This window comes from Flavobacterium sp. ALJ2 (genome assembly GCF_015594725.1).
Classification (GTDB): domain Bacteria; phylum Bacteroidota; class Bacteroidia; order Flavobacteriales; family Flavobacteriaceae; genus Flavobacterium.
The window spans coordinates 108,294-127,751 of record NZ_JADNRC010000002.1 but is presented as its reverse complement, the minus strand read 5'-3'; the positions used below and the strand labels follow the sequence as shown (position 1 = coordinate 127,751).

At 31.6% G+C, this 19,458-nt stretch carries 28 protein-coding genes; 27 read left to right on the top strand and 1 reads right to left on the bottom strand.

The window, feature by feature from the left end; all coding sequences use genetic code 11:
• Nucleotides 1–3 precede the first annotated feature (3 nt).
• The 18 genes from IUY40_RS02850 to IUY40_RS02765 all read left to right on the top strand — a co-directional run bounded on the left by IUY40_RS02850 (nt 4) and on the right by IUY40_RS02765 (nt 11,779).
• Nucleotides 4–1,089: a hypothetical protein gene (locus IUY40_RS02850; protein WP_195735386.1), complete on the top strand. Its 1,086-nt coding sequence runs from the start codon at nt 4–6 to the stop codon at nt 1,087–1,089.
• 17 nt (nt 1,090–1,106) lie between these two features.
• Entirely contained in the window at nt 1,107–1,331 is a 225-nt protein-coding gene (locus IUY40_RS02845) for a hypothetical protein (protein WP_195735385.1), read from the top strand.
• Nucleotides 1,328–1,765 (top strand): hypothetical protein, encoded by a 438-nt coding sequence (locus tag IUY40_RS02840; protein WP_195735384.1) that lies wholly within the window; start codon nt 1,328–1,330, stop codon nt 1,763–1,765. Before IUY40_RS02845 ends, IUY40_RS02840 begins: the two co-directional genes overlap by 4 nt.
• 109 nt (nt 1,766–1,874) lie before the next feature.
• Nucleotides 1,875–2,522, top strand: coding sequence for a DUF3560 domain-containing protein (locus IUY40_RS02835; RefSeq protein ID WP_195735383.1), 648 nt, complete (start codon nt 1,875–1,877; stop codon nt 2,520–2,522).
• A gap of 11 nt (nt 2,523–2,533) precedes the next feature.
• Nucleotides 2,534–5,041, top strand: coding sequence for a DNA methyltransferase (locus IUY40_RS02830; protein ID WP_195735382.1), 2,508 nt, complete (start codon nt 2,534–2,536; stop codon nt 5,039–5,041).
• Nucleotides 5,038–6,753 (top strand): DNA cytosine methyltransferase, encoded by a 1,716-nt coding sequence (locus IUY40_RS02825; protein WP_195735381.1) that lies wholly within the window; start codon nt 5,038–5,040, stop codon nt 6,751–6,753. The genes IUY40_RS02830 and IUY40_RS02825 overlap by 4 nt, the downstream gene beginning before the upstream one ends.
• The gene (locus IUY40_RS02820; RefSeq protein WP_195735380.1) at nt 6,753–7,064 is read left to right on the top strand and encodes a hypothetical protein; all 312 of its coding nucleotides are present in this window, start codon (nt 6,753–6,755) and stop codon (nt 7,062–7,064) included. The genes IUY40_RS02825 and IUY40_RS02820 overlap by 1 nt, the downstream gene beginning before the upstream one ends.
• Nucleotides 7,042–8,157 (top strand): DNA polymerase III subunit beta, encoded by a 1,116-nt coding sequence (dnaN, locus tag IUY40_RS02815; RefSeq protein WP_195735379.1) that lies wholly within the window; start codon nt 7,042–7,044, stop codon nt 8,155–8,157. Before IUY40_RS02820 ends, dnaN begins: the two co-directional genes overlap by 23 nt.
• A 180-nt stretch (nt 8,158–8,337) precedes the next feature.
• Complete coding sequence (locus IUY40_RS02810) at nt 8,338–8,496, top strand: hypothetical protein (protein ID WP_195735378.1); 159 nt, start codon at nt 8,338–8,340, stop codon at nt 8,494–8,496.
• 5 nt (nt 8,497–8,501) lie between these two features.
• Nucleotides 8,502–8,723 (top strand): hypothetical protein, encoded by a 222-nt coding sequence (locus tag IUY40_RS02805; protein WP_195735377.1) that lies wholly within the window; start codon nt 8,502–8,504, stop codon nt 8,721–8,723.
• A complete protein-coding gene (locus IUY40_RS02800) occupies nt 8,720–8,905 on the top strand; it encodes a hypothetical protein (protein ID WP_195735376.1) in 186 nt (61 codons plus the stop codon). The genes IUY40_RS02805 and IUY40_RS02800 overlap by 4 nt, the downstream gene beginning before the upstream one ends.
• Nucleotides 8,906–8,971: 66 nt before the next feature.
• Nucleotides 8,972–9,262 (top strand): hypothetical protein, encoded by a 291-nt coding sequence (locus IUY40_RS02795; protein WP_195735375.1) that lies wholly within the window; start codon nt 8,972–8,974, stop codon nt 9,260–9,262.
• Nucleotides 9,259–9,819 carry an ASCH domain-containing protein gene (locus IUY40_RS02790; RefSeq protein WP_195735374.1) on the top strand — a complete coding sequence of 187 codons (561 nt, stop codon included), beginning with the start codon at nt 9,259–9,261 and terminating at the stop codon, nt 9,817–9,819. The genes IUY40_RS02795 and IUY40_RS02790 overlap by 4 nt, the downstream gene beginning before the upstream one ends.
• A gap of 7 nt (nt 9,820–9,826) precedes the next feature.
• On the top strand, nt 9,827–10,072 hold the full coding sequence (locus IUY40_RS02785; protein ID WP_195735373.1) for a hypothetical protein: 246 nt from the start codon (nt 9,827–9,829) through the stop codon (nt 10,070–10,072).
• A 72-nt stretch (nt 10,073–10,144) separates the two neighbouring features.
• On the top strand, nt 10,145–10,777 hold the full coding sequence (locus tag IUY40_RS02780) for a hypothetical protein (RefSeq protein ID WP_195735372.1): 633 nt from the start codon (nt 10,145–10,147) through the stop codon (nt 10,775–10,777).
• 212 nt (nt 10,778–10,989) lie between these two features.
• Nucleotides 10,990–11,274 carry a hypothetical protein gene (locus IUY40_RS02775; RefSeq protein ID WP_195735371.1) on the top strand — a complete coding sequence of 95 codons (285 nt, stop codon included), beginning with the start codon at nt 10,990–10,992 and terminating at the stop codon, nt 11,272–11,274.
• Between the two features lie 21 nt (nt 11,275–11,295).
• On the top strand, nt 11,296–11,553 hold the full coding sequence (locus tag IUY40_RS02770; protein ID WP_195735370.1) for a hypothetical protein: 258 nt from the start codon (nt 11,296–11,298) through the stop codon (nt 11,551–11,553).
• Between the two features lies 1 nt (nt 11,554).
• Nucleotides 11,555–11,779 carry a membrane lipoprotein lipid attachment site-containing protein gene (locus IUY40_RS02765; protein ID WP_195735369.1) on the top strand — a complete coding sequence of 75 codons (225 nt, stop codon included), beginning with the start codon at nt 11,555–11,557 and terminating at the stop codon, nt 11,777–11,779.
• A gap of 55 nt (nt 11,780–11,834) precedes the next feature.
• On the opposite strand, the gene IUY40_RS02760 is transcribed toward IUY40_RS02765, so the two are convergent.
• The gene (locus IUY40_RS02760; protein WP_195735368.1) at nt 11,835–12,242 is read right to left on the bottom strand and encodes a hypothetical protein; all 408 of its coding nucleotides are present in this window, start codon (nt 12,240–12,242) and stop codon (nt 11,835–11,837) included.
• A gap of 293 nt (nt 12,243–12,535) precedes the next feature.
• Between IUY40_RS02760 and IUY40_RS02755 the strand changes: the two genes are divergently transcribed.
• From IUY40_RS02755 to IUY40_RS02715, 9 genes are all read left to right on the top strand, one after another.
• Complete coding sequence (locus IUY40_RS02755) at nt 12,536–12,688, top strand: hypothetical protein (protein ID WP_195735367.1); 153 nt, start codon at nt 12,536–12,538, stop codon at nt 12,686–12,688.
• Between the two features lie 104 nt (nt 12,689–12,792).
• Nucleotides 12,793–13,029 carry a hypothetical protein gene (locus IUY40_RS02750; RefSeq protein WP_195735366.1) on the top strand — a complete coding sequence of 79 codons (237 nt, stop codon included), beginning with the start codon at nt 12,793–12,795 and terminating at the stop codon, nt 13,027–13,029.
• 6 nt (nt 13,030–13,035) lie between these two features.
• Nucleotides 13,036–13,479 (top strand): hypothetical protein, encoded by a 444-nt coding sequence (locus IUY40_RS02745; RefSeq protein WP_195735365.1) that lies wholly within the window; start codon nt 13,036–13,038, stop codon nt 13,477–13,479.
• A 114-nt stretch (nt 13,480–13,593) separates the two neighbouring features.
• Nucleotides 13,594–13,764: a hypothetical protein gene (locus tag IUY40_RS02740; RefSeq protein ID WP_195735364.1), complete on the top strand. Its 171-nt coding sequence runs from the start codon at nt 13,594–13,596 to the stop codon at nt 13,762–13,764.
• 240 nt (nt 13,765–14,004) lie between these two features.
• Nucleotides 14,005–15,492 carry a terminase family protein gene (locus IUY40_RS02735; protein ID WP_195735363.1) on the top strand — a complete coding sequence of 496 codons (1,488 nt, stop codon included), beginning with the start codon at nt 14,005–14,007 and terminating at the stop codon, nt 15,490–15,492.
• A gap of 11 nt (nt 15,493–15,503) precedes the next feature.
• Nucleotides 15,504–16,916, top strand: coding sequence for a phage portal protein (locus tag IUY40_RS02730; RefSeq protein WP_195735362.1), 1,413 nt, complete (start codon nt 15,504–15,506; stop codon nt 16,914–16,916).
• Between the two features lie 196 nt (nt 16,917–17,112).
• Nucleotides 17,113–17,766, top strand: coding sequence for a hypothetical protein (locus tag IUY40_RS02725; protein ID WP_195735361.1), 654 nt, complete (start codon nt 17,113–17,115; stop codon nt 17,764–17,766).
• 4 nt (nt 17,767–17,770) lie between these two features.
• Nucleotides 17,771–18,166: a hypothetical protein gene (locus tag IUY40_RS02720; protein ID WP_195735360.1), complete on the top strand. Its 396-nt coding sequence runs from the start codon at nt 17,771–17,773 to the stop codon at nt 18,164–18,166.
• Between the two features lie 7 nt (nt 18,167–18,173).
• A complete protein-coding gene (locus IUY40_RS02715; RefSeq protein ID WP_195735359.1) occupies nt 18,174–19,457 on the top strand; it encodes a major capsid protein in 1,284 nt (427 codons plus the stop codon).
• The last annotated feature ends 1 nt before the right edge of the window (nt 19,458 follow it).

The window sequence follows — 19,458 nt, the reverse complement described above, 5'->3', positions numbered from 1 at the left end:
GTTATGAAAAAAATTAGTCAACAAGAATATCTAAAACTTTCACCGGATGAATTAAAATCTAAATTTCCTAATCTATCTCAAGCAGATATAGATTTTTACACTGGTCCAAAACTGCTTCAAGATGTTTCAGAAAATATAGGAATCAGAAAATATAATTCATTAATACAAAAACAAAGTGATTTCAATAATTTCAATGTTATTAATCCAAATAAACCACAAAGAAATCTTTCAGAAGTAGAATTAAATCAAATTGAAACTTTTGAAAATAGAAATTTACAAAACAAATTTGAAGGACTGCAGGATAGAAAAGAATACTGGGAAAACGTTTATTCAAATCATGAAAAATCTTTACAATTTGTGGAAGGTTTAATTCCAGACAAAAAAAACATTTATAAAAACTTTCTGACTGCATATAAGTTTATAAACAGATGTGATTTTATTTTGACTGAAGAATCGATTAAAAATTTAGAACCCATAATTAAGTATTTCGCTTTTGATAAAACCTTTTTTGATTGTGAAAATTCGATTAAAACAGTTGGGAATAAGGTATTAGTACCTTCTTTCAACAAAGGATTACTGATAATTGGAAATGTTGGAAACGGTAAGACGTCTGTAATGAATGCAATTCAATTTATGATTGATTACTACTTTAAAAAAGCCATATCAGATAATTGGGACACATCTGGTGATTGGAATAGACTTCGCTTCAAATTCAGAACGACAGAATCTTTAGTTACCGAATATGAATTTATAAAATCTGGTCAAGAAAAAGAAATGTTTTTTTCAAAGTATTGTAAAGGAAATTTATTTCTTGATGATCTGAAGAGAGAAAAAGATGCTTCCAACTTTGGAATAACAAATGTTGTAAAGTCAATTTTAGAAAAAAGATATAACAATCAAAAGAATTATTCTGAAGAAAAAGTAAATGTTTTAAAAACATTTGGAACGATGAATTTTCACGATGATTATCCAAATAATATTGATTTGGCAATGCAAGAATCTGGATTGAGATACGGCGCTCACATATATGATCGCTTGTTTGAAATGTTCAATGTTATCGAATTCAAAGGTAAATCGTTTAGAAAATAATTTAAACAAAAAAACAAATGCAAAACTCTAACATAAAAAATAAATTAATAGACATTAAACGCCAAATTACGGAGTTAGGAGTTGAATATTTAGGAACTCAAGAACCAATTCCTTTAAGTGATGTTGGAATGACCTTAAAGCCTTTTATTAAAATTGATACAGCTATCAATCTGGCACTAAAAAAAATTAGTTCGAATGTTATTCCAGGAGCAATTCCAAAATCTAACACTTTAAAATCATGATTGATCCAAAAGAAAAGTATTTCATTGGTATTGATCCAGATGTTGATAAATCTGGTGTGGCTTTTTTAAATAAAAATCAATTACAGCTTGACAATCTTACTTTCTTTCAACTTTTCGATTATTTCAAAATCATGAAAGAAAAATATCCTAACATAGAAGTTTATGTGGAATGTGGATTCTTAAACAAATCAAACTGGCACAAAAAAGCTGATAAGTCTGCAGCTTTTAATTCTAAAATTGGTGAATATACAGGAGCCAATTTTGAAACAGCTAAAAAGATTGTTGAAATGTGTGTTTACTTAAAGATCACACATTATAAAGTTAAGCCCACCCGAAGTAAAATAACGAATGACTACTTTAAAAAAATAACTGGCTATGATGGTAGAACTAATCAAGAACAAAGAGATGCTTTCATGTTAATCTATGGAAGATAAGTGATTTTGTTCAATTACAATCATTTTATAAAGCTCTCAATATTGAGGGCTTTTTTATTGCACATCTAACAATGTCAACCCAATATTGCTCTAATAAAAAAAAACATTTATGAATACTTACGCAAAATATACTGCAAACGTTTTTGTTGCAAAATGTCCCGAAATGCACGAAAAAGGGGAAACGATTATACTCAAGACTAAATACGGAAAAGAACACGAATGCATTGTGTTCAATCTTGTAGAAAGAGACAAAGAAGGTAATTTCTTTTATTCTGTTGTACGTGCTGACGGCTTTAACTATCAAGAATATTGTAAAAATAAAGCTGAACGCTATCAAAAATGGTCATCAAGTGCAGAATCAAAATCAAATAAATATTGGGAAGCTTCTCATGAGGGAAAAGATTTTTTAGTTCTCGCTGAACCAATAAAGATTGGACATCATAGTGAAAAAAGACATCGTGCTCTAATACAAAGAAATCACGACAGAATGAGTAAATCTGTTGAACATTCTAAAATAGCTGAACAGCACGAAAGCAAAGCTGATTATTGGGAAAGAAAGGCAAAGGATATTAATTTATCAATGCCAGAAAGTATTGAATTTTATGAATATAAAGTTGAGACAGCAAAGGAAAGACATGAAGGTTTAAAGTCGGGAAAATACGAAAGGACACACTCATTTTCATTGACCTACGCTAAGAAAGCAGTTAATGAATCCGAAAAGAATTTAGCCATAGCAAAAAAGCTTTGGGAAGAATAAAATTAAAGATCATGAATCAAAAACCATATAAGGAATTTTTAGAAGATAAGATTGTTGTAGCTGATAGTTTCGGAATCACAATTGATAAAAATAAAATAAATCCAATTGCCTTACCTCACCAAAAAGATATTATTCAGTGGGCTATTGCTGGCGGTCGTCGTGCAATTTTTGCCAGTTTTGGATTAGGTAAAACTTTAATGCAATTAGAAATCGCCAAATTAATCATTGAATTTACAGGGAAACCTTTTTTAATCTGTATGCCGTTGGGCGTGATAGGAGAGTTCCGTGATGATAACATACTTTTAAATACTGGCTTTGAAATAAAATACATAACTGATACTGATCAAGTAAATAATTTGGAACTGGCTATTTACGTAACAAACTATGAAAGAGTTAGAAAAGGAGATATTCTTCCAGATTATTTCGGAGGAGTTTCCTTTGATGAAGCAAGTATTTTAAGAAATCTTAAAACGGAAACTACAAATTATGTTTTAAAGCACTTCAGAAAAATAAACTACCGATTTGTCGCAACTGCTACACCAACACCAAACGATTTTATTGAAATATTAAATTATGCGGATTATCTAGGTGTTATTGATCGAGGTCATGCATTGACAAGATTCTTTCAGAGAGATTCTACAAAGGCAGGCCATCTTACACTTTATGAAAATAAAAAAGAGGAGTTCTGGAAATGGGTTTCATCTTGGGCTGTTTTTATAAACAAGCCTTCAGATCTCGGATACGATGATACTGGTTATAATCTTCCAAAACTAAATTTTCATGAAGTAGAAATTGAAAATTTGCCTGAAGGTACCATTACAAATAAAGAAGGTAAGATTGTTTTATTTAAAGACACAACGAAAAGCCTTGTTGATACCTCACGAGAAAAAAGGGATAGTATAGATATCAGGATCCAAAAAACTTTTGACTTAGTAAACGAAAACCCAAATGCAAACTGGATTCTGTGGCACCATCGAGAAGCTGAAAGGGATTTATTAGAAAAGAAGTTTAAAGAGTTCAATTTAAAATCTGTTTACGGCTCTCAATCAAATGTAGAGAAAGAAAAAATATTGATCGATTTTAAACATTCACAGTTTCAAATATTAAGTACTAAACCAGAAATAGCTGGCAGCGGATGCAACTTTCAACATGCTTGTCATAATATGGTTTTTGTTGGCATTGATTACAAATTCAACAATTTTATCCAGGCAATACATAGGTGTTACCGATTTAAGCAAGAAAAAGAAGTCAACGTTTATGCAATCTTCACAAATAATGAACGTGAGGTACTCAAAACCTTAAAAGATAAGTGGCGTAATCATATTGAACTGCAAACGGAAATGATCAACCTCGTCCGTGAATATGGACTTAACTCAGATAAAATTACAGCTGATATGAAAAGACAAATTTTTAAAAACAAACGAAGTGCTACAATCGGAAATGCAACAGTTTTTAATGATGATACAGTCAATGTCCATGAGCAAATGGCAGATGATTCAACTGATATGATTCTGACTTCAATTCCTTTTGGGGATCATTATGAATACTCAGACAATTATAATGATTTCGGTCATAATAATGGCAATGAAGAATTTTTTAAGCAGATGGATTACTTAACACCTCATCTATTGCGAACATTAAAGCCTGGCAAAATTGCTGCAATTCATGTAAAAGACAGGATCCGTTATTCCTATCAAAACGGAACTTCATTTACCACTATAGATGATTTCTCAGGAAAAACTGTTGCACACTTTGTGAAACATGGTTTTTATCTGGTGGGAAAAATAACAGTCACAACAGATGTAGTTCGTGAGAATAATCAAACTTATCGTTTGGGATGGTCGGAACAATGTAAAGATGCAACCAAAATGGGGGTTGGACTTCCAGAGTATGTCCTTCTTTTTAGAAAACGTCCAAGTGAAATGAATAATGCTTACGCTGATGAACCATGTGTAAAAACTAAAGAAGAATATTCAATTGATAAATGGCAATTAGATGCTCATGCTTATTGGAAATCATCTGGTGATAGATTTATGAGTTATGAAGAATTATCTGCAGCAGATATGAAATCTGTTTTTAATAGATGGCGTGAGTTTGATAAAACTAATGTTTACAATTATGATCAACATTTGAAAGTTTGTCAAGATTTAGAAAAATCTAACAAGTTGAGCCGTTTATTTATGACTATTCCACCAACATCACCTACTGATATGGTTTGGACTGATGTTAATCGAATGAATACTTTAAATGCTAATCAAGCCAACAGAAAAAAGGAAAAGCATATTTGCCCGCTTCAGTTAGATGTCATTGATAGATTGATTAACAGATTCACAATGAAAGGTGATGTTGTAGATGATCCTTTTGGTGGTCTATTCTCTACAGCATACAAAGCTCTAGAAATGGAACGCAAAGCGATATCTGCAGAATTGAATCCAAACTATTATGATGATGGACTTTTCTACCTGAAATCAATCGAGTACAAAATAAATGTTCCAACCTTATTTGATTTAGCAGTATGATACAATCACAATTAAAAAGAGAAACAAAAACATTTATAAAACATGTAAAAAGACAAGCTGATTTTGACAGTCAGATTGTCTTTTGGATTGATTTGTTTTGTGGGGCTGGCGGAACATCAACAGGAATTCATTTTACAGAAATTACAAATATGTTTGTTGCAGCTTGTGTGAATCATGATAAGAATGCAATTTTAAGCCATTCTCAGAACCATCCTGACACCTTACATTTTACAGAAGATATCAGAAACTTTGAAGTAGTTAAGAAACTTAGATATTTAATTGATGAAGTTCGAATTTCTTTTCCAAATTGTAAAGTAAATATCTGGGCTTCTTTGGAATGTACAAATTTTTCAAAAGCAAAAGGAGGTCAGGCAAGAGATGCAGACAGTAGAACTTTAGCTGATCATATGTTTATGTACTTGATTGAATTAGATCCTGATTATTTCTGGGTTGAAAATGTTAGAGAATTTATGAGTTGGGGACCACTAGATGAAAAAGGAAAACCAATATCGAGGACAGCTGGAAAAGAATATATTAGATGGATCAATAAAGTATGTTCCAGTGGCTATGTTTATGATTACAAAATTTTGAATTCTGCTAATTATGGTGCATATCAAAGCCGTGAAAGATTGTTCATTCAATTTTCAAAGGAGATAATGCATAAGCGGTTAAGTGGTGAAATTAGACCAAGTTGTTTACCTATAAGTTGGCCAGAACAAACCCACACGAAAGATAAAGTTGAAAGTCCTTTATTTCCAATGCAAAAATGGAAGCCCGTTCGAGAGGTTTTAGATCTTGATGATGAAGGTGTGAGTATTTTCGAAAGGAAAAAGGAACTTTCCGATAATACGCTCAAAAGGATTTACGCAGGACTTGTAAAATTTGTCGCTAATGGTGATCATTCTTTTACTAAACAATATAATTCAGGCTCAGATAATAGTCGTGTAAAATCTTTAAATGAGCCCATCGGAACAATTACTACTGGAAATTCACATGCAGTTGTCAAATCTGTTTTTCTTAAAAAATATTATTATGGTCGTCCTGAAGGTAAGGTGAATTCAATTAATCAGCCAGCAGGAACAGTTACAACTGTAGGAGGTACAGCCATTGTAACAGCATCACATTTGAATACTTATTATGGTAATGGTGGTATTCATTCTATAGACAAACCATGCCCAACACTAACTACAAAAGATAGAGTTGCTAAAGTAGATGTAAATTTTATTGATCAACAATATGGCACAGGAACAGCTGTATCAATTGAAAAGCCTATAGGCACACTTACTACTATTCCTAAATTTAATATTGTAAAAGCACAACAATATATTTTTAATCCTGCTTGGGGCGGTAACAATGGAAGCATTGATAATCCATGTTGCACGGTTGTAGCAAGACAAGATAAAGCGCCTCTTTATCTTGTATCAACTGAACTAGGACTAATTAGTATTCCTGTTTATGAAAGTGATTCTGAAACAATGATTCTCATAAAAGAATTTATGGTGTCACATGGGGTAATCGATATAAAAATGAGAATGCTAAACATTCCCGAATTAAAACAAATCCAAGGATTCCCAAGAGATTATAAACTAATTGGCACCCAAACAGAGCAAAAAAAGTTCATTGGGAATGCAGTTGAGGTTAATCAGGCAAAAGCATTGGTAAAAAACAACTATAGATCACTACAGCAACATGCAATGAAAATAGCTGGATAATGAACCAGTTAAATCTTTTCAAAGAATACGAATTAGATCAACGAAACGAAAAGCTATCATTGGCTGCTGATGAAATATTAGCAGCTTTGAATGATGGCATGAAAGTAAAGTACAAACCTCATTATTATTTTCAGGAAGGTGATTTAATCGTATTAATGGTTGTAAATAAATTTAAGGATGCTGTCTTTAATATCCTTGATCTGGACGGAAATGTTCCAAAAGAATTTGGATCATGTTGGAGAAACCTTCATCACATAAAACAAGATTTAACTAAATACTATAAAACATATGAAAATCAATTTAAACAGTAAAACATTACTCGAGAAACTAATAATTTTAAATGGAGTTATTAATTCTTCAAATACACTTCCAATTTTAGATAACTTCTTATTTGAGATTGATGGAAACCAATTAAAAATTACAGCATCAGACTTAGAAACTACAATTAGTTCAATATTGGAAATTCAATCAGAAAGTAAAGGGGCAATCGCGATTCCTGCCAGAATGCTAATTGATATTTTAAAAACATTTCCAGAGCAGCCACTTGTATTCTCAGTAAAGGAAAATAGTACAATGGAGATTAGTTCTGAAGCAGGAAATTATGTCATTGCTTATGCATCAGCGAAAGAATATCCTAAGACTGTTCTCATTGAAAATGCTCAGACAGCAAAAATTAATTCAAAAGTTTTAGGTAAAGCAATTACAAAAACAAGTTTCGCTACAGGAACTGATGATTTAAGACCAATCATGACTGGAGTTTTATTTCAGTTCTCACCTCAGGGATTAAATTTTGTAGCAACAGATGCACATAAATTGGTAAAGTATCAAAGAACAGATATTACTTCTGAAGAAGAAGTTGATTTAATTGTTCCGAAAAAGCCTTTGAATGTTTTAAAAGGGATTCTTTCAACTTCAGATGTTGAGGTAGTTATTAGTTTTAATCAGACAAATGCAATATTCTCTTTTGATGATTATGTTTTGATTTCAAGATTGATTGAAGGTAAATATCCGAATTACGAGAATGTTATTCCAAAGGAAAACCCAAACAAAGCTTTGGTAAATAGATCCACGATTTTAAGTTCAGTAAAGTGTGTTTCCATCTTTTCTAACAAACAAACAAAACAAGTTGTTTTAAAATTCTCAGGCAATGAGTTACATCTTTCTTCTGAAGACGTTGATTACTCAAACAAAGCCGATGAACGATTAACTTGTAATTATCAAGGTCAAGATACTCGAATTGGTTTTAACGCCAAATATCTAGCGGAAATGCTCAGTAACTTGAACTCGGAGGAAATAAATATTGAGTTCTCACTACCAAATCGAGCTGCTATTATTACACCGGTTGATGGATTAGCTGAAGAAGAAAAAATTCTCATGCTCATCATGCCGTCCCTTATAAATTAATTACTCATTTAATTCCTTATCCTATATAGAACTCTTTGGTTGTCTCCAAGGTAGCTAGTTATAATGGTTGTTTCAAAAATCGGAAGGGTAAGGAAGTTCTTTTCATTAGCCGATTAAATTATAACAAGACTTTCAAACCGCCTTAAATAGGCGGTTTTTAATTGAATAAAATATAGTGTGATGAAAAAAATTAACAAAAAAACTCAAGGCTTAATTATTGAAAGATGGCAGTCCAGTAGATTAAATTCTATTCCTGCTATTGCACTTGAATTTGGATTAAAGAAAAAAGTAATAAAAATTACTGTCAATAAATATTTAACAAAACAAATTAACACATAATGTATATGTCTGATAAAAACGAATCAACTCCGCAAAGAATTATTAAAGTAGCTGTTAGTGACTACCAAGTGTTTTTGCGTGATCAATTTGCAGTGTCTGCAATGGTAGGTATATTGAATAACGGGTTAACTATAAAAGACGAAACACAAGTTTTAGAAGCTTATAAAGTAGTTTCTCATAATGCATATTTATTAGCTGATGAGATGCTTAAACAGAGAAAATTATGAAACAAATTATTTGCCCAAATTGTCAAGAGGAATACGACATAAATGAAAATGAAAGCTACTTTTTGTATAGTACAGATGATATTGAAGAACTAGAGTGTGGTTGTTGTGAAAAACTATTTTTTGTACAAGTGCGCACCTCTTATAGTTTTGAAACACAAAAAGATGTTGATAGTTTTTATTAAAAAAATATATAATCGTGAAAATTTAAAATTATGGAATTTATAAATGAAGAATTAGAAGAAATGGAGATGCCTACACCATGCCAAAAATGTGGTGAGTGGTTCGATTTACATGACGGTTATGGGTCTAAGAAATGGTTTCCTAAAACAACAATTTGCGAAACATGTCATGAAACAGAAAAGGATGAGATTGATAAGGATGAAGAAATTTCGCAGTTACAAGAAACGATTGATGATGCTAAGGTTACAATTCTTGAAGCTAAATTAAGATTGAAGGAATTAGGTATTGAAGATGAGTCATTTAGTAGCAAGTTCCAAAATAAGGTTAAAGAACTTCAAATGAAAAAGGATCAATCATGAAAGCACTATCCATAAAACAACCATGGGCGAGTTTAATTGCTCATGGCATAAAAGAAATTGAGAACAGGACTTGGAAAACGCACTTTAGAGGTAGGATTTATATTCATGCTTCGGGAACTCCAGCGAAAGGAATTAGTTTAAGCTCTTTATCTATTGATCAGTTTAATTCAATTCCAAATATTGAAGCTAAAATAACATATTCAGCAATCATAGGAGAAGTTGACATCATTGATTGTGTTGTGAATCATCACAGCATTTGGGCGGAAAAAACAGGAGGAAAATACGTTGGAGATGGAGTATTTGTTTTAAGTGAAAAACCAATTTACAATTGGGTACTAGCTAATCCGGTGCTTTATGAAAAACCAATTCTAAATGTAAAAGGAAAACTTTCTTTTTGGGAACCAACTCCAAATCAGAGTTGCATGAGTTGTAACAAAGAGTTTTTCGGGCATGATCCTCAATATTGCTGTAATGGTCAAGAATGTGGATGCATAGGGCAACCTATCGAACCATTAGTTTGTTCTAATGAATGTTATGATAAGTTAATGGGTAAATAATTTAGTTATGCTTACAAAATCACATAACCACAGTCATTTTTGGACAGAAAATAGAATAGTTTACGAAAGTTATAATACAAATCGAGGTATGCGTTTTAGGCAAATAGTAGAATTACCTTTTTATTATCCAAATCATTTAAAACTAACTGATATGATGATTCAATATCTAAATAGATGTTTTGAAATGTTTCCTAAACACTCTGAAATACTTAATTCAGATGAACCTCAAATAGACCAATTAACACTATTTTAATTAAATCAAGAATCCCTTTAAAATCAACACTTAAGTTAACTTTCTCCACACGGTGGAGACAAAAAATCAAATATGAAAAAAATATATTATTACACACCAATTATTGAAACAATAGCAAATAACGGTTCTGAAAGATTCGGAGTATTCATAAAATCTAAAGTATGGCAAGAAGATAACCCGAAAATGAAAATAGATGTAAGTGTTCAAGGTAAAAGTTCAGATGAGGCTTTACTTAAGTTCGATAGATTTATAACTTCTGATGGAGTTAATCAAACTGTAAAATTGCATTGTAATTATTATTTATGCTCTAAAGCTGTTGTCGAAACGATGAAACCTTTTGAAGTTTCTAAACCATTTAAGAGTGGTTTTAAAGATGATGATGATCTTTACTTTATAGCTTGGTTAAACTTTGATGAGGTAGAGAAACACTTTAAAGAGATTGTTGAACCGCACAATGAATCTATTCAGCCACATAACATAGCTTTGAAAATCGAAACTAAAATTGATTTTTGGGTTAGAGAATGTATTCCTGGAACAATGGATGAATCTAAAATATCTTTAAAAAATATTACGAAAAAAGGATTATTTCTTGAGATTTCTGAAAAATCAAATCTTACAGGAAGAAATCAGGCAATGTTTATATGCAATTTAGCTGCCCAAGAAGGAATGACTCCAGTAAAACTTATTAATAAATATTGTAAATAAAGGGAAACCGTAAAATAAAATATAAACGTCTTTGTAATTTTGAATTATGCATAGATACTGGGAAGAACATGATAGACAAATTGCAGAATTAGATAAGAAACTAAACCGCAAGATTTTAATTTTATTTGTATTCATGGACATTTTTTTATTTACTGTCTTTTGTTTTAGGTTCTTTTATTAGTTACTTTTGAATTGATTTTACACCAAATACCATGCTTACAGAAAATGAAATAGAGAAGATCCAAAGGATTTTTTTTCAAATCCAACCAAGCACAATAAAATCAATCCAAAATTATAATCCATTTTATGAGTTTAGACAGTATATTATTGTTGGCATCCAAATTGCTAAGTATAAATCATACGATGTACTATACATCAACATCGAAAATATTACACCTTGGCAGCTTACAATCTTTGATAAAAGAGCAAAAAAAGAATTGCCAGGAAAAGCTTTTACCGAACAACACGGAACGGTCACCCGTTTAGGATTTAAATAATAACCAATTAAAAACTTTAAAATGGAAAAAACAATTTATGAATTAGACTTACATGAGTCAGTAGTGATTAATAAAGAATCAGGTGGTGCCATGGCTGCAGTTAATGAAAAAATTACAATTGTTACTAGAGTAGCTGGAGGATGGTTATATAATACTTCAAGGATAGATAAAAATGCAAATAGAATTGGTTTGAGTGAGTCAAGCGTATTTGTTCCTTACAATGATGAATTTACACCAAAAAATAATGTAAAAGTAAAAGGCGGAGGGGTTGTTAAATAATATGAAAAGAATATTACTAACCCTAGTTTTAGTATCAATTTTGAGTGCTTGCTCTAATGATGGCGACAATAATAGTTGTGAAACAAATAAAAACGAGATAAATTTAAAATACGATAACCAAATTCAGTATGTTAGAGATAACCCAGGACCAAACGGTATTGATTTCAAACAAATAACTTTACTAAATACAGAAAGAAGTAAGAAGCTTGAAGAAGCTTGTAAATAACAAAAACCACCTCATCGGGTGGTTTTTTTGTTTGTAAATAGTAGTAATAAAATAATTAGTTGAATTTGTAATTTTCTCCTACTAGATAATGAAGTTTAGAAATAAGGTATTTTAACTTCCCCAACACATGAATATCAATATCATCAGGTTCTTCTCCATAAGAGAAGTAAACTTCTAGCGCTCTTAATGGAAATTCTAGGCTGAAATTACCTGTTATATCTTTTAGATTGTTTTGTAATTCTGCTATCATATTTTCTTCTGATACATTTTTAGATAATTTCAAATTTTTTAAAATATATTCTTTATGTGAAGAAGGAATTTCAAAATTAGATATTACAAAAATTACTAATTCTTCATAGGAATCTAAAATCAAATTATCAGAAGAAATAGAAAAATTACGTTCATTTAATATTAGGCGAATGTTTAATATCGAATTAGTTAGTAAATTATAGTGTGTTAACATAGTGTGTTTTTAAATTTATAAAGCAAATATATTATAAAAACAGGCAAAAGTAAGGATTGTTAGTATGCCCTATAATTATTTTGTTCTTCCATTTTTATTATTTATCAAGTAGCTAATATAATTGTTTTTTAACACACTAATTTGCTTCATTTAGTTTAGCATTATTATTGTAGCATATTTTGCAACATGGTAATATATTTTACTACATTTGTTTCATAATACTTCCAAAGAAATAAATTTACCTATGTCACAACAAACAATTGCATCAAGAATTATTAAAACAGAGTAATATTATGTTATTGAAAGAAGATTTAAAAAGAGGAGACATTATTAGCTATAAAAAGGAAATAATGTATAAAGGAATGATTGATGTTAAATCAAAAATAGTTGCTATTGTGGGACATAAAATCCTACTAGAAAACGGAGATATGATCTTCGCATTATAGGCTTATTTTGAATGAAAAAAGATTAACGGTGGCTTCGGTCACCGTGCCCGTTTAACTAAAGTTTTGTCTACTTTTATGCCATTGTAACAAAATTATCACTCGAAATGGCACCAACTAATTATCAAATACTTATGGAAATGAAAAATGTCATTATCGAATATCTAACCGAAGAAGCAGAGATTAATTCAAAAGCTTTGGAGGCTTACAACGATAAACCTATTCAGGATTCAGATGCTGAATTGAGAAGAATGCGCGAGATTGAAGCTATGAAACTCAGAGATAGGATAAGTCAAGCACATAGACATATTGCAGTTATTAAACGTATGTTTCCTAGTATTTAACAAACAATGGCTGGTACCAAATCAACTAAAATAGAAACAGAGAAACGTGTGTTCACGATTCAAGGCTGGATTATCAATGGTATTCAGGATTATTTGATTCTTAAAAACATTGAGCAAGAATGGGGTGTAGGTCGTCGCCAATCTAAAAACCTACTTCAAAAGGCATATCAAATTTGGCACGAGGACCAGGAAGCAACTATTGAACAAAAACGAGCGCTTCGTATTGCTGAATTAAAGCAAAATATTCGTTCTATGAAAGAACAGTATCGTGGAACACCTCAAGGAATGAATGCAGTTAATCAGATACAAAAAGAAATCAATAAGCTTGAAGGTATTTATCCTGCTAGACAGATTGTAGTTCAAGGTGATTCTGATAAGCCATTAGTAATCACAAACCCAGAAGAAAGAGAAGCTAGAATTGCTGCATTACTTGCAAAAGCTTTAAAATAATACTTTCCCTTTTTTTATTTTGATTGTAATATATTTTGCAACTTAGTTGTAAAATGTGTTACTTTTGAAATGTAAATTAACTTCCTGCTCTCTCAGGATTAAAACCACATTAATATGATTGAAATTGTAAACGGAAGAGTATTTGTTGAAGGACGTGAAACTATTGATCCTACATTGATTGGTTTGGCTGTTCTAGATTATGCAGAAACACAAGAAGTAGATGGAGTTAAAATTGTTTTGAAAGATCAAGACGTTTTTATCGAACCTTTAATTGCTAAAGTATAATGAAACTTATTTTAAAAAGACTTTTTAATTGGGTTAATAAGCGCAAAAATAAAAAATTAAGTCAAAGATTGACGTCTACCAGAGTTATTGAAGAATATCAGAACCTTATTAATGAATTCAGATTAATTCAAGAAAAGAAAAGCAAATTATCAAGAAGCCAAAGAGATTTCGTTCAATTAAGAATCAAGCATCTCATATCAAAAGGTCATATCCAAGTAAATAAATAATCAAAAAAATTGAATGTCGTTAACCGATGCTGAAATATTAGAATTGGAAGATCTTTTGAAGGAAAGGGATATCGATATTTCTCGTAATAAGCTGAAGGAAATAAACGAAGACACCAATCCAAACTACAGACTTCTTTTTGAATCAATTAGAGATCAAGAATATAACGAGTTAGATGAACTTATAGGAGGTAATCGTGGATGTGCATTAGAAGGGTCTTCTCGTTCAGGCAAAACTTGGTCAGGAGTAGATATAATTATTTTTATTTGTCTTTTTATTGAAACTAGATGTACGATTAATATTTATCGTGCAACTTACAATGAATTTAAAACTACTTTATATGACGATTTTAAGCGTAGACTGGATGATTTCGGACTACCTAATAAATTTCATAATGCTGAGGAAATAAAAAGTTTCAAGATTAATGGAAGTACAATTTACTTTCTTGGAGATGGAAAGCATGGTGGAGGTTGTGATTATGCCTTTTTTAATGAAATGATGTTTATTAAGAATTCGGTATTTGACCAGGTAGAAATGCGTTGTCGTAAATTTTGGTGGGCAGATTATAATCCGTCTTTTACTGAGCACTGGTTTTTTGATAAAGTCCTATCACGTCCAGATGTTGGTTTTCTTAGAACAACATTTTTAGACAATATTACTCATTTATCCGTTCAAGAAAAGAATAAGATTAAATCTTGGGAACCTTGGAAACCTAACTCTTATATCGTTAAAGCGGATGAAATCTATTGTTACAATAAGGCAACAGGAAAAGTTGAACCAATAAGTAAAACTAACCAACCTCCACCGCATCCAACCAATATAACAAACGGAACAGCAGATGATTTCATGTGGAAGGTTTATGGACTTGGATTGCGTGGAGCTATGAAAGGTGTAATATTTAGTCATGTTACTTGGATTGAACCAAACGAATTTCCTGATTTAGCGTACATCTACACGAATGATTTTGGATTTACAACAGATCCAAATGCATTAAATAAATATGCCGAAGACGAACACAATATCTGGATTGAGCCTTTGATTTATACACCAATTGAAACGGCTAGTGAATTAGCAGGTGTTTTAGAATCTTTTGGAGTCAAACAAAATTCAAGTGATGATGATGATGATGGAGATTTGATTATTTGTGATAGTTCAGATAAATACACTGGCGAAAACAAAGGAACAGTTGAAATGGTTCGATCGTTAAAAAAAGACTATAGATACAATGCAAAAAAAGTAAGCAAAACCAAAGGTGTAATGTATTGGCTTAACTCTATGAAAACTAAAAAAATTCATATCGTTAAAAATCACTTGTATGCACAGGTGAAAAAAGAAAAAGAGAATTACAAACTAAAAGAAATACAAGGAATCTGTATTAATCAACCAATAGATTCTTGGAATCACTTTTGGGATTCTGGAAGATATGGTCACATGGCACACAACAGTCAAGGAGAGACGGTTTTTGCCATGACCAAAGAACAGAGTATAAAACTTAATTATTAATAAAAACAATCATGGAAGAAATACTAACGTTATTAATTTCCGACCCTCAAAAGGCGATTGATACTATCAAAGTTCAAAGCAAGGATAGTTCAAAAATCGGAAATTACATTAAAGAATACAAAGACTTTGACAGAAGCCAGAGAGATCAACAAATCGAAGTTATTCAAAAAGACAAGGCCTTAGAAGCTGGCAAGGTTTCTAAAATGGTTAAGATTTACATTAACCACGCTCAAAACATTGCAGAAACTTTGGCAGCCTTTGTTATTGGGAAGCCTATAACCTTAATTCCTTCAGAAGAAAATGACTTGTCAAAAATAGTCAAGCAAATATGGAGGATTAACCGTATTGATTCGAAGCTTTTGGAGTCTACTATTATCAAATTCTCTCAAACACAAGTTGCAATGCAATTCTATATTGTAGATGCTAATGAAACGTCAATTTTAAACAAAGTACTTGCCTATTTTGGATTCAAAGCACAAGTCAAAGAGATAAAAGCTAAAGTGCTTGACAATATTAAAGGAGCTATGACACCTTATTTTGATGAATCAGGAGATATGAAATTCTTTATGTGGGATTACAAAAATAAAGAAGGAGATAAGGAAGTGAGCAACGTTCAAATTTGGGACGAAACGAATGTGTATCATTTTAAGGATTTGGTTTTGGCTTCAAAATTGCCTCATGGATTTGATAGGATCCCAATAGTATATGATAGTCAAGATGAGCCAATTTGGTATACTGTAAAATCACCAATAGACAGACATGAAGTGGCATTGTCTAAATTAGGAGATGCTAATGATTATTCTGGACATCCTATTTTGGTAACTGAAGGAGAGGTTCAAAATATGCCTTTAAAATCAGAAAGTGGTAAGCACTTTAATGTGCCTATTAAATTAGGTGGTGAAGATGGAAAAACTATAATAAAAGGAAATGTTCGTTTTCTAGAAGCAACTACAGCGCCTGAAAGTAACAAACTTGAATTAGATAAGTTGGAAGATACAATTGCTTATGGATCTGGTGTTCCTAATTTATCATTAGAAAAGCTTAAATCACTAGGTAATGTGGCTGAAAAAACTGTTAAATTAATGTTCTTAGCAACAGACATTAAAGCTGTTTTAAAGCAATCATCAACAAGAACATTCATAGAAAGATGTTTAAATATCATCACATCTGGTGTTACTAAAACTACAAATACGACTATGACTGCTAATGGTAAAGCTTTGTATTATGATATTCAGTTTAATTCTATTCTACCTTCGGATATTTCAGAAACAGTTACTTATCTAAAAACTGCAGTAGAAGGTAAATTTGTAAGTCAAAAAACAGCTATTAGCTTAATTGATTTGGTTGATAATCATGAAGAAGAAATAAATCAAATAGAGTTAGAAAATAAAACTAAGGTTGTAATTCCATTAGTAGAACAATAAAGTTTTCATTTGGAAAAAGAAATAAATATTTAATAAGGCAAGTAATAGATAGCCAGTACTTTCGCCATTAAACCGCATTAGAAATAATGTGGTTTTTTTATGCTTCATAAAATTGTTATTTAGAATGATTCTAAATAGTGTAAAATATATTACATTTGTTATCTAATAAAAATAAACAATTTAAAAACATTTTATCATGGCAGTAAAACCAGAGATTATTAAGGCACGACTTAAGGTATTATTCCCTAAGGCGAACTTATCTACAAAAAGGTTAGACGTTTATGCGGCTAAACTTGCGCCAAAACCAGCCGATGATGCTGATGACGAAGCGATTGATGCTATCATTAACGATTACAATGAGGTAATTGATTTTGCAGTAGTTGCAGCGGAGGACGATAGAATTCGCACTCTTGAAGCAGACAAAAAGAAAGCGGAGGAAGCAGTTAAAAACAAAGGAGGTAAAGAAGAGGAAGAAGAGGAAACAGAAGGAATGACACCATTTGAAAAAAGAATGTTGAAAAACTTCGGTGTGTTAAAATCTGACATCGATTCTATTAAATCTGGGAACGTACTTGAAACAAAAAAACAGACAGCCTTACAGTCTTTTGAAAAATCAGAAATCCTAAAAGGATTAAAACCTGAATTAAAAGGTCGTTGGTTAACTCGAATCGATGTTAATTCTGAAACTCCAATTGAGGATCAAATCAAAGAATTAGAGTCAGAATATTCGGAATTGGTTCAAGTAAATGCTGATAGTAATGTTTATGGAGGTCCAGCAGGTGGAGGTTTAAATAACACAAAACCAGATGAATCAATTGTTAGTGAAATAGTAGATAACTTAAACATTTAAAAACATGTCAACGACAGCAAATTTAGCCACAAAAGGTCCTGTTTATGATGCTGGTAACGATACGATAGTTATCGTTAAAGTATTAGAGGCTATTCCAGGAGGAAAAACACTAGATGTTACTTCTTATACTCCTGATGTAATTCCTGCAGGCCATTTGATTATCAAAGAGACTTCAACTGGAGTTTTAAAACCAATGCCAATTTCTGGTACTGAGTATGCGGATTTGCCAGCATCTCATATTTACGAAGGTGTTTTAATTTCAACTATTTTGAAAGCAAAACCTTTCGCAGGAATAATGGTAAGAGGTACCGTAAACAAAAATGCTTCATTCTATGGAATAGCATCAGTATTAACCGCAGTAAAATCAGCGTTACCACTTATTCGCTTTACTCAAGACTAATTAGATTATGAAAGAATCATTATTTGTAAAATACACCTCATGGTTAAGTGCCATTATATTAGGTGTGGTAACAAAAATAAATGGAGGTAAAACAGAGTTGACATATCTTCATAAATCGATGCTTACCGAAGAATTATCAGTGGATCTAAAGTGGTCAACATTGACAATTAACAGTACAATCGTAGCGGCTGACATTGTAGCAATGGATTCTCCTTTGCCATTAAAAAAGCGTGATGCAATTGGTACTGCCAATGGAGATATTACCAAGGTCGGTATGAAAAAGAAGTTAACAGAAAAACAACTTTCAGATATTGATACTTTGGTAAATAAGAAGGTAGAAAACAAAGTTATTGTTGAAAAGATTTTCAACGATGCAATTTCATGTACTATGGGTATTTATGAGAAAATGGAGTACGTTTTCTTAAGTGCATTATCTACAGGTATTGCTTTAATTGAAGATACTGAAAATGTTGGTACTGGAGTTCGTATTGATTACGGTTACTCAGATGCCAATAAATTTGGTGTAGTTAAAGCTTGGTCTGATGTAGCAGCTAAACCATTAGATGACATCCAAAGAGTGATTAAAGAGGCCAGATCTAAAGGTGTTTCTTTGAAATTCATGATGATGGACCAGAACACTTTTGACAATTTAGCAGCAAACGAACAAGTACGTCAGTACTTTGCATTCTCTCAAAACTTCTTAGGTTCTAATATTCCAGTTCCTGATCAAGATCAAGTTAATAGTATGTTACAGAAACGTTACAAATTGACAGCTGTAATCATTGATAGAACTGTTATTACTGAGCGTGACGGAAAAAGGGAAGTTAAAACTCCTTGGGCCACAAACAAAGTTATCTTTTTGGAAACTCAAAAAGTAGGTCGTTTGGTTTATGGTATTTTGGCTGAGGAAACAAGGCAGTCTAAAGCTGCTACTTATGCAAAAGCAGGTAAGTATATTCTTTTGAAAAAATGGTCTGAAGAAGAACCTTTCTCAGAGCACACATCTTCTCAAGCTTTGGCAATTCCTGTTATTGATGCAGTAGACAGTATTTATTTACTTGATTCAGAAGAGGCAACAGCTTCAAAAGACACTCAAACAGATGGTGATACTAATTACTTGTACAAAACGGTTTCTTATACTAAAGCTTCTGTGATTGCTGCGATCAACTTAGCAAGTGGAAAATCAATAGCCAAAGCAAACAATACAGATGCTACTTTGGCGAAATACATTGATGAGCTTAACGAAGAGCAAGTATTAGCATTTGAAGCAAACATTGTAGTATCAGCATAAT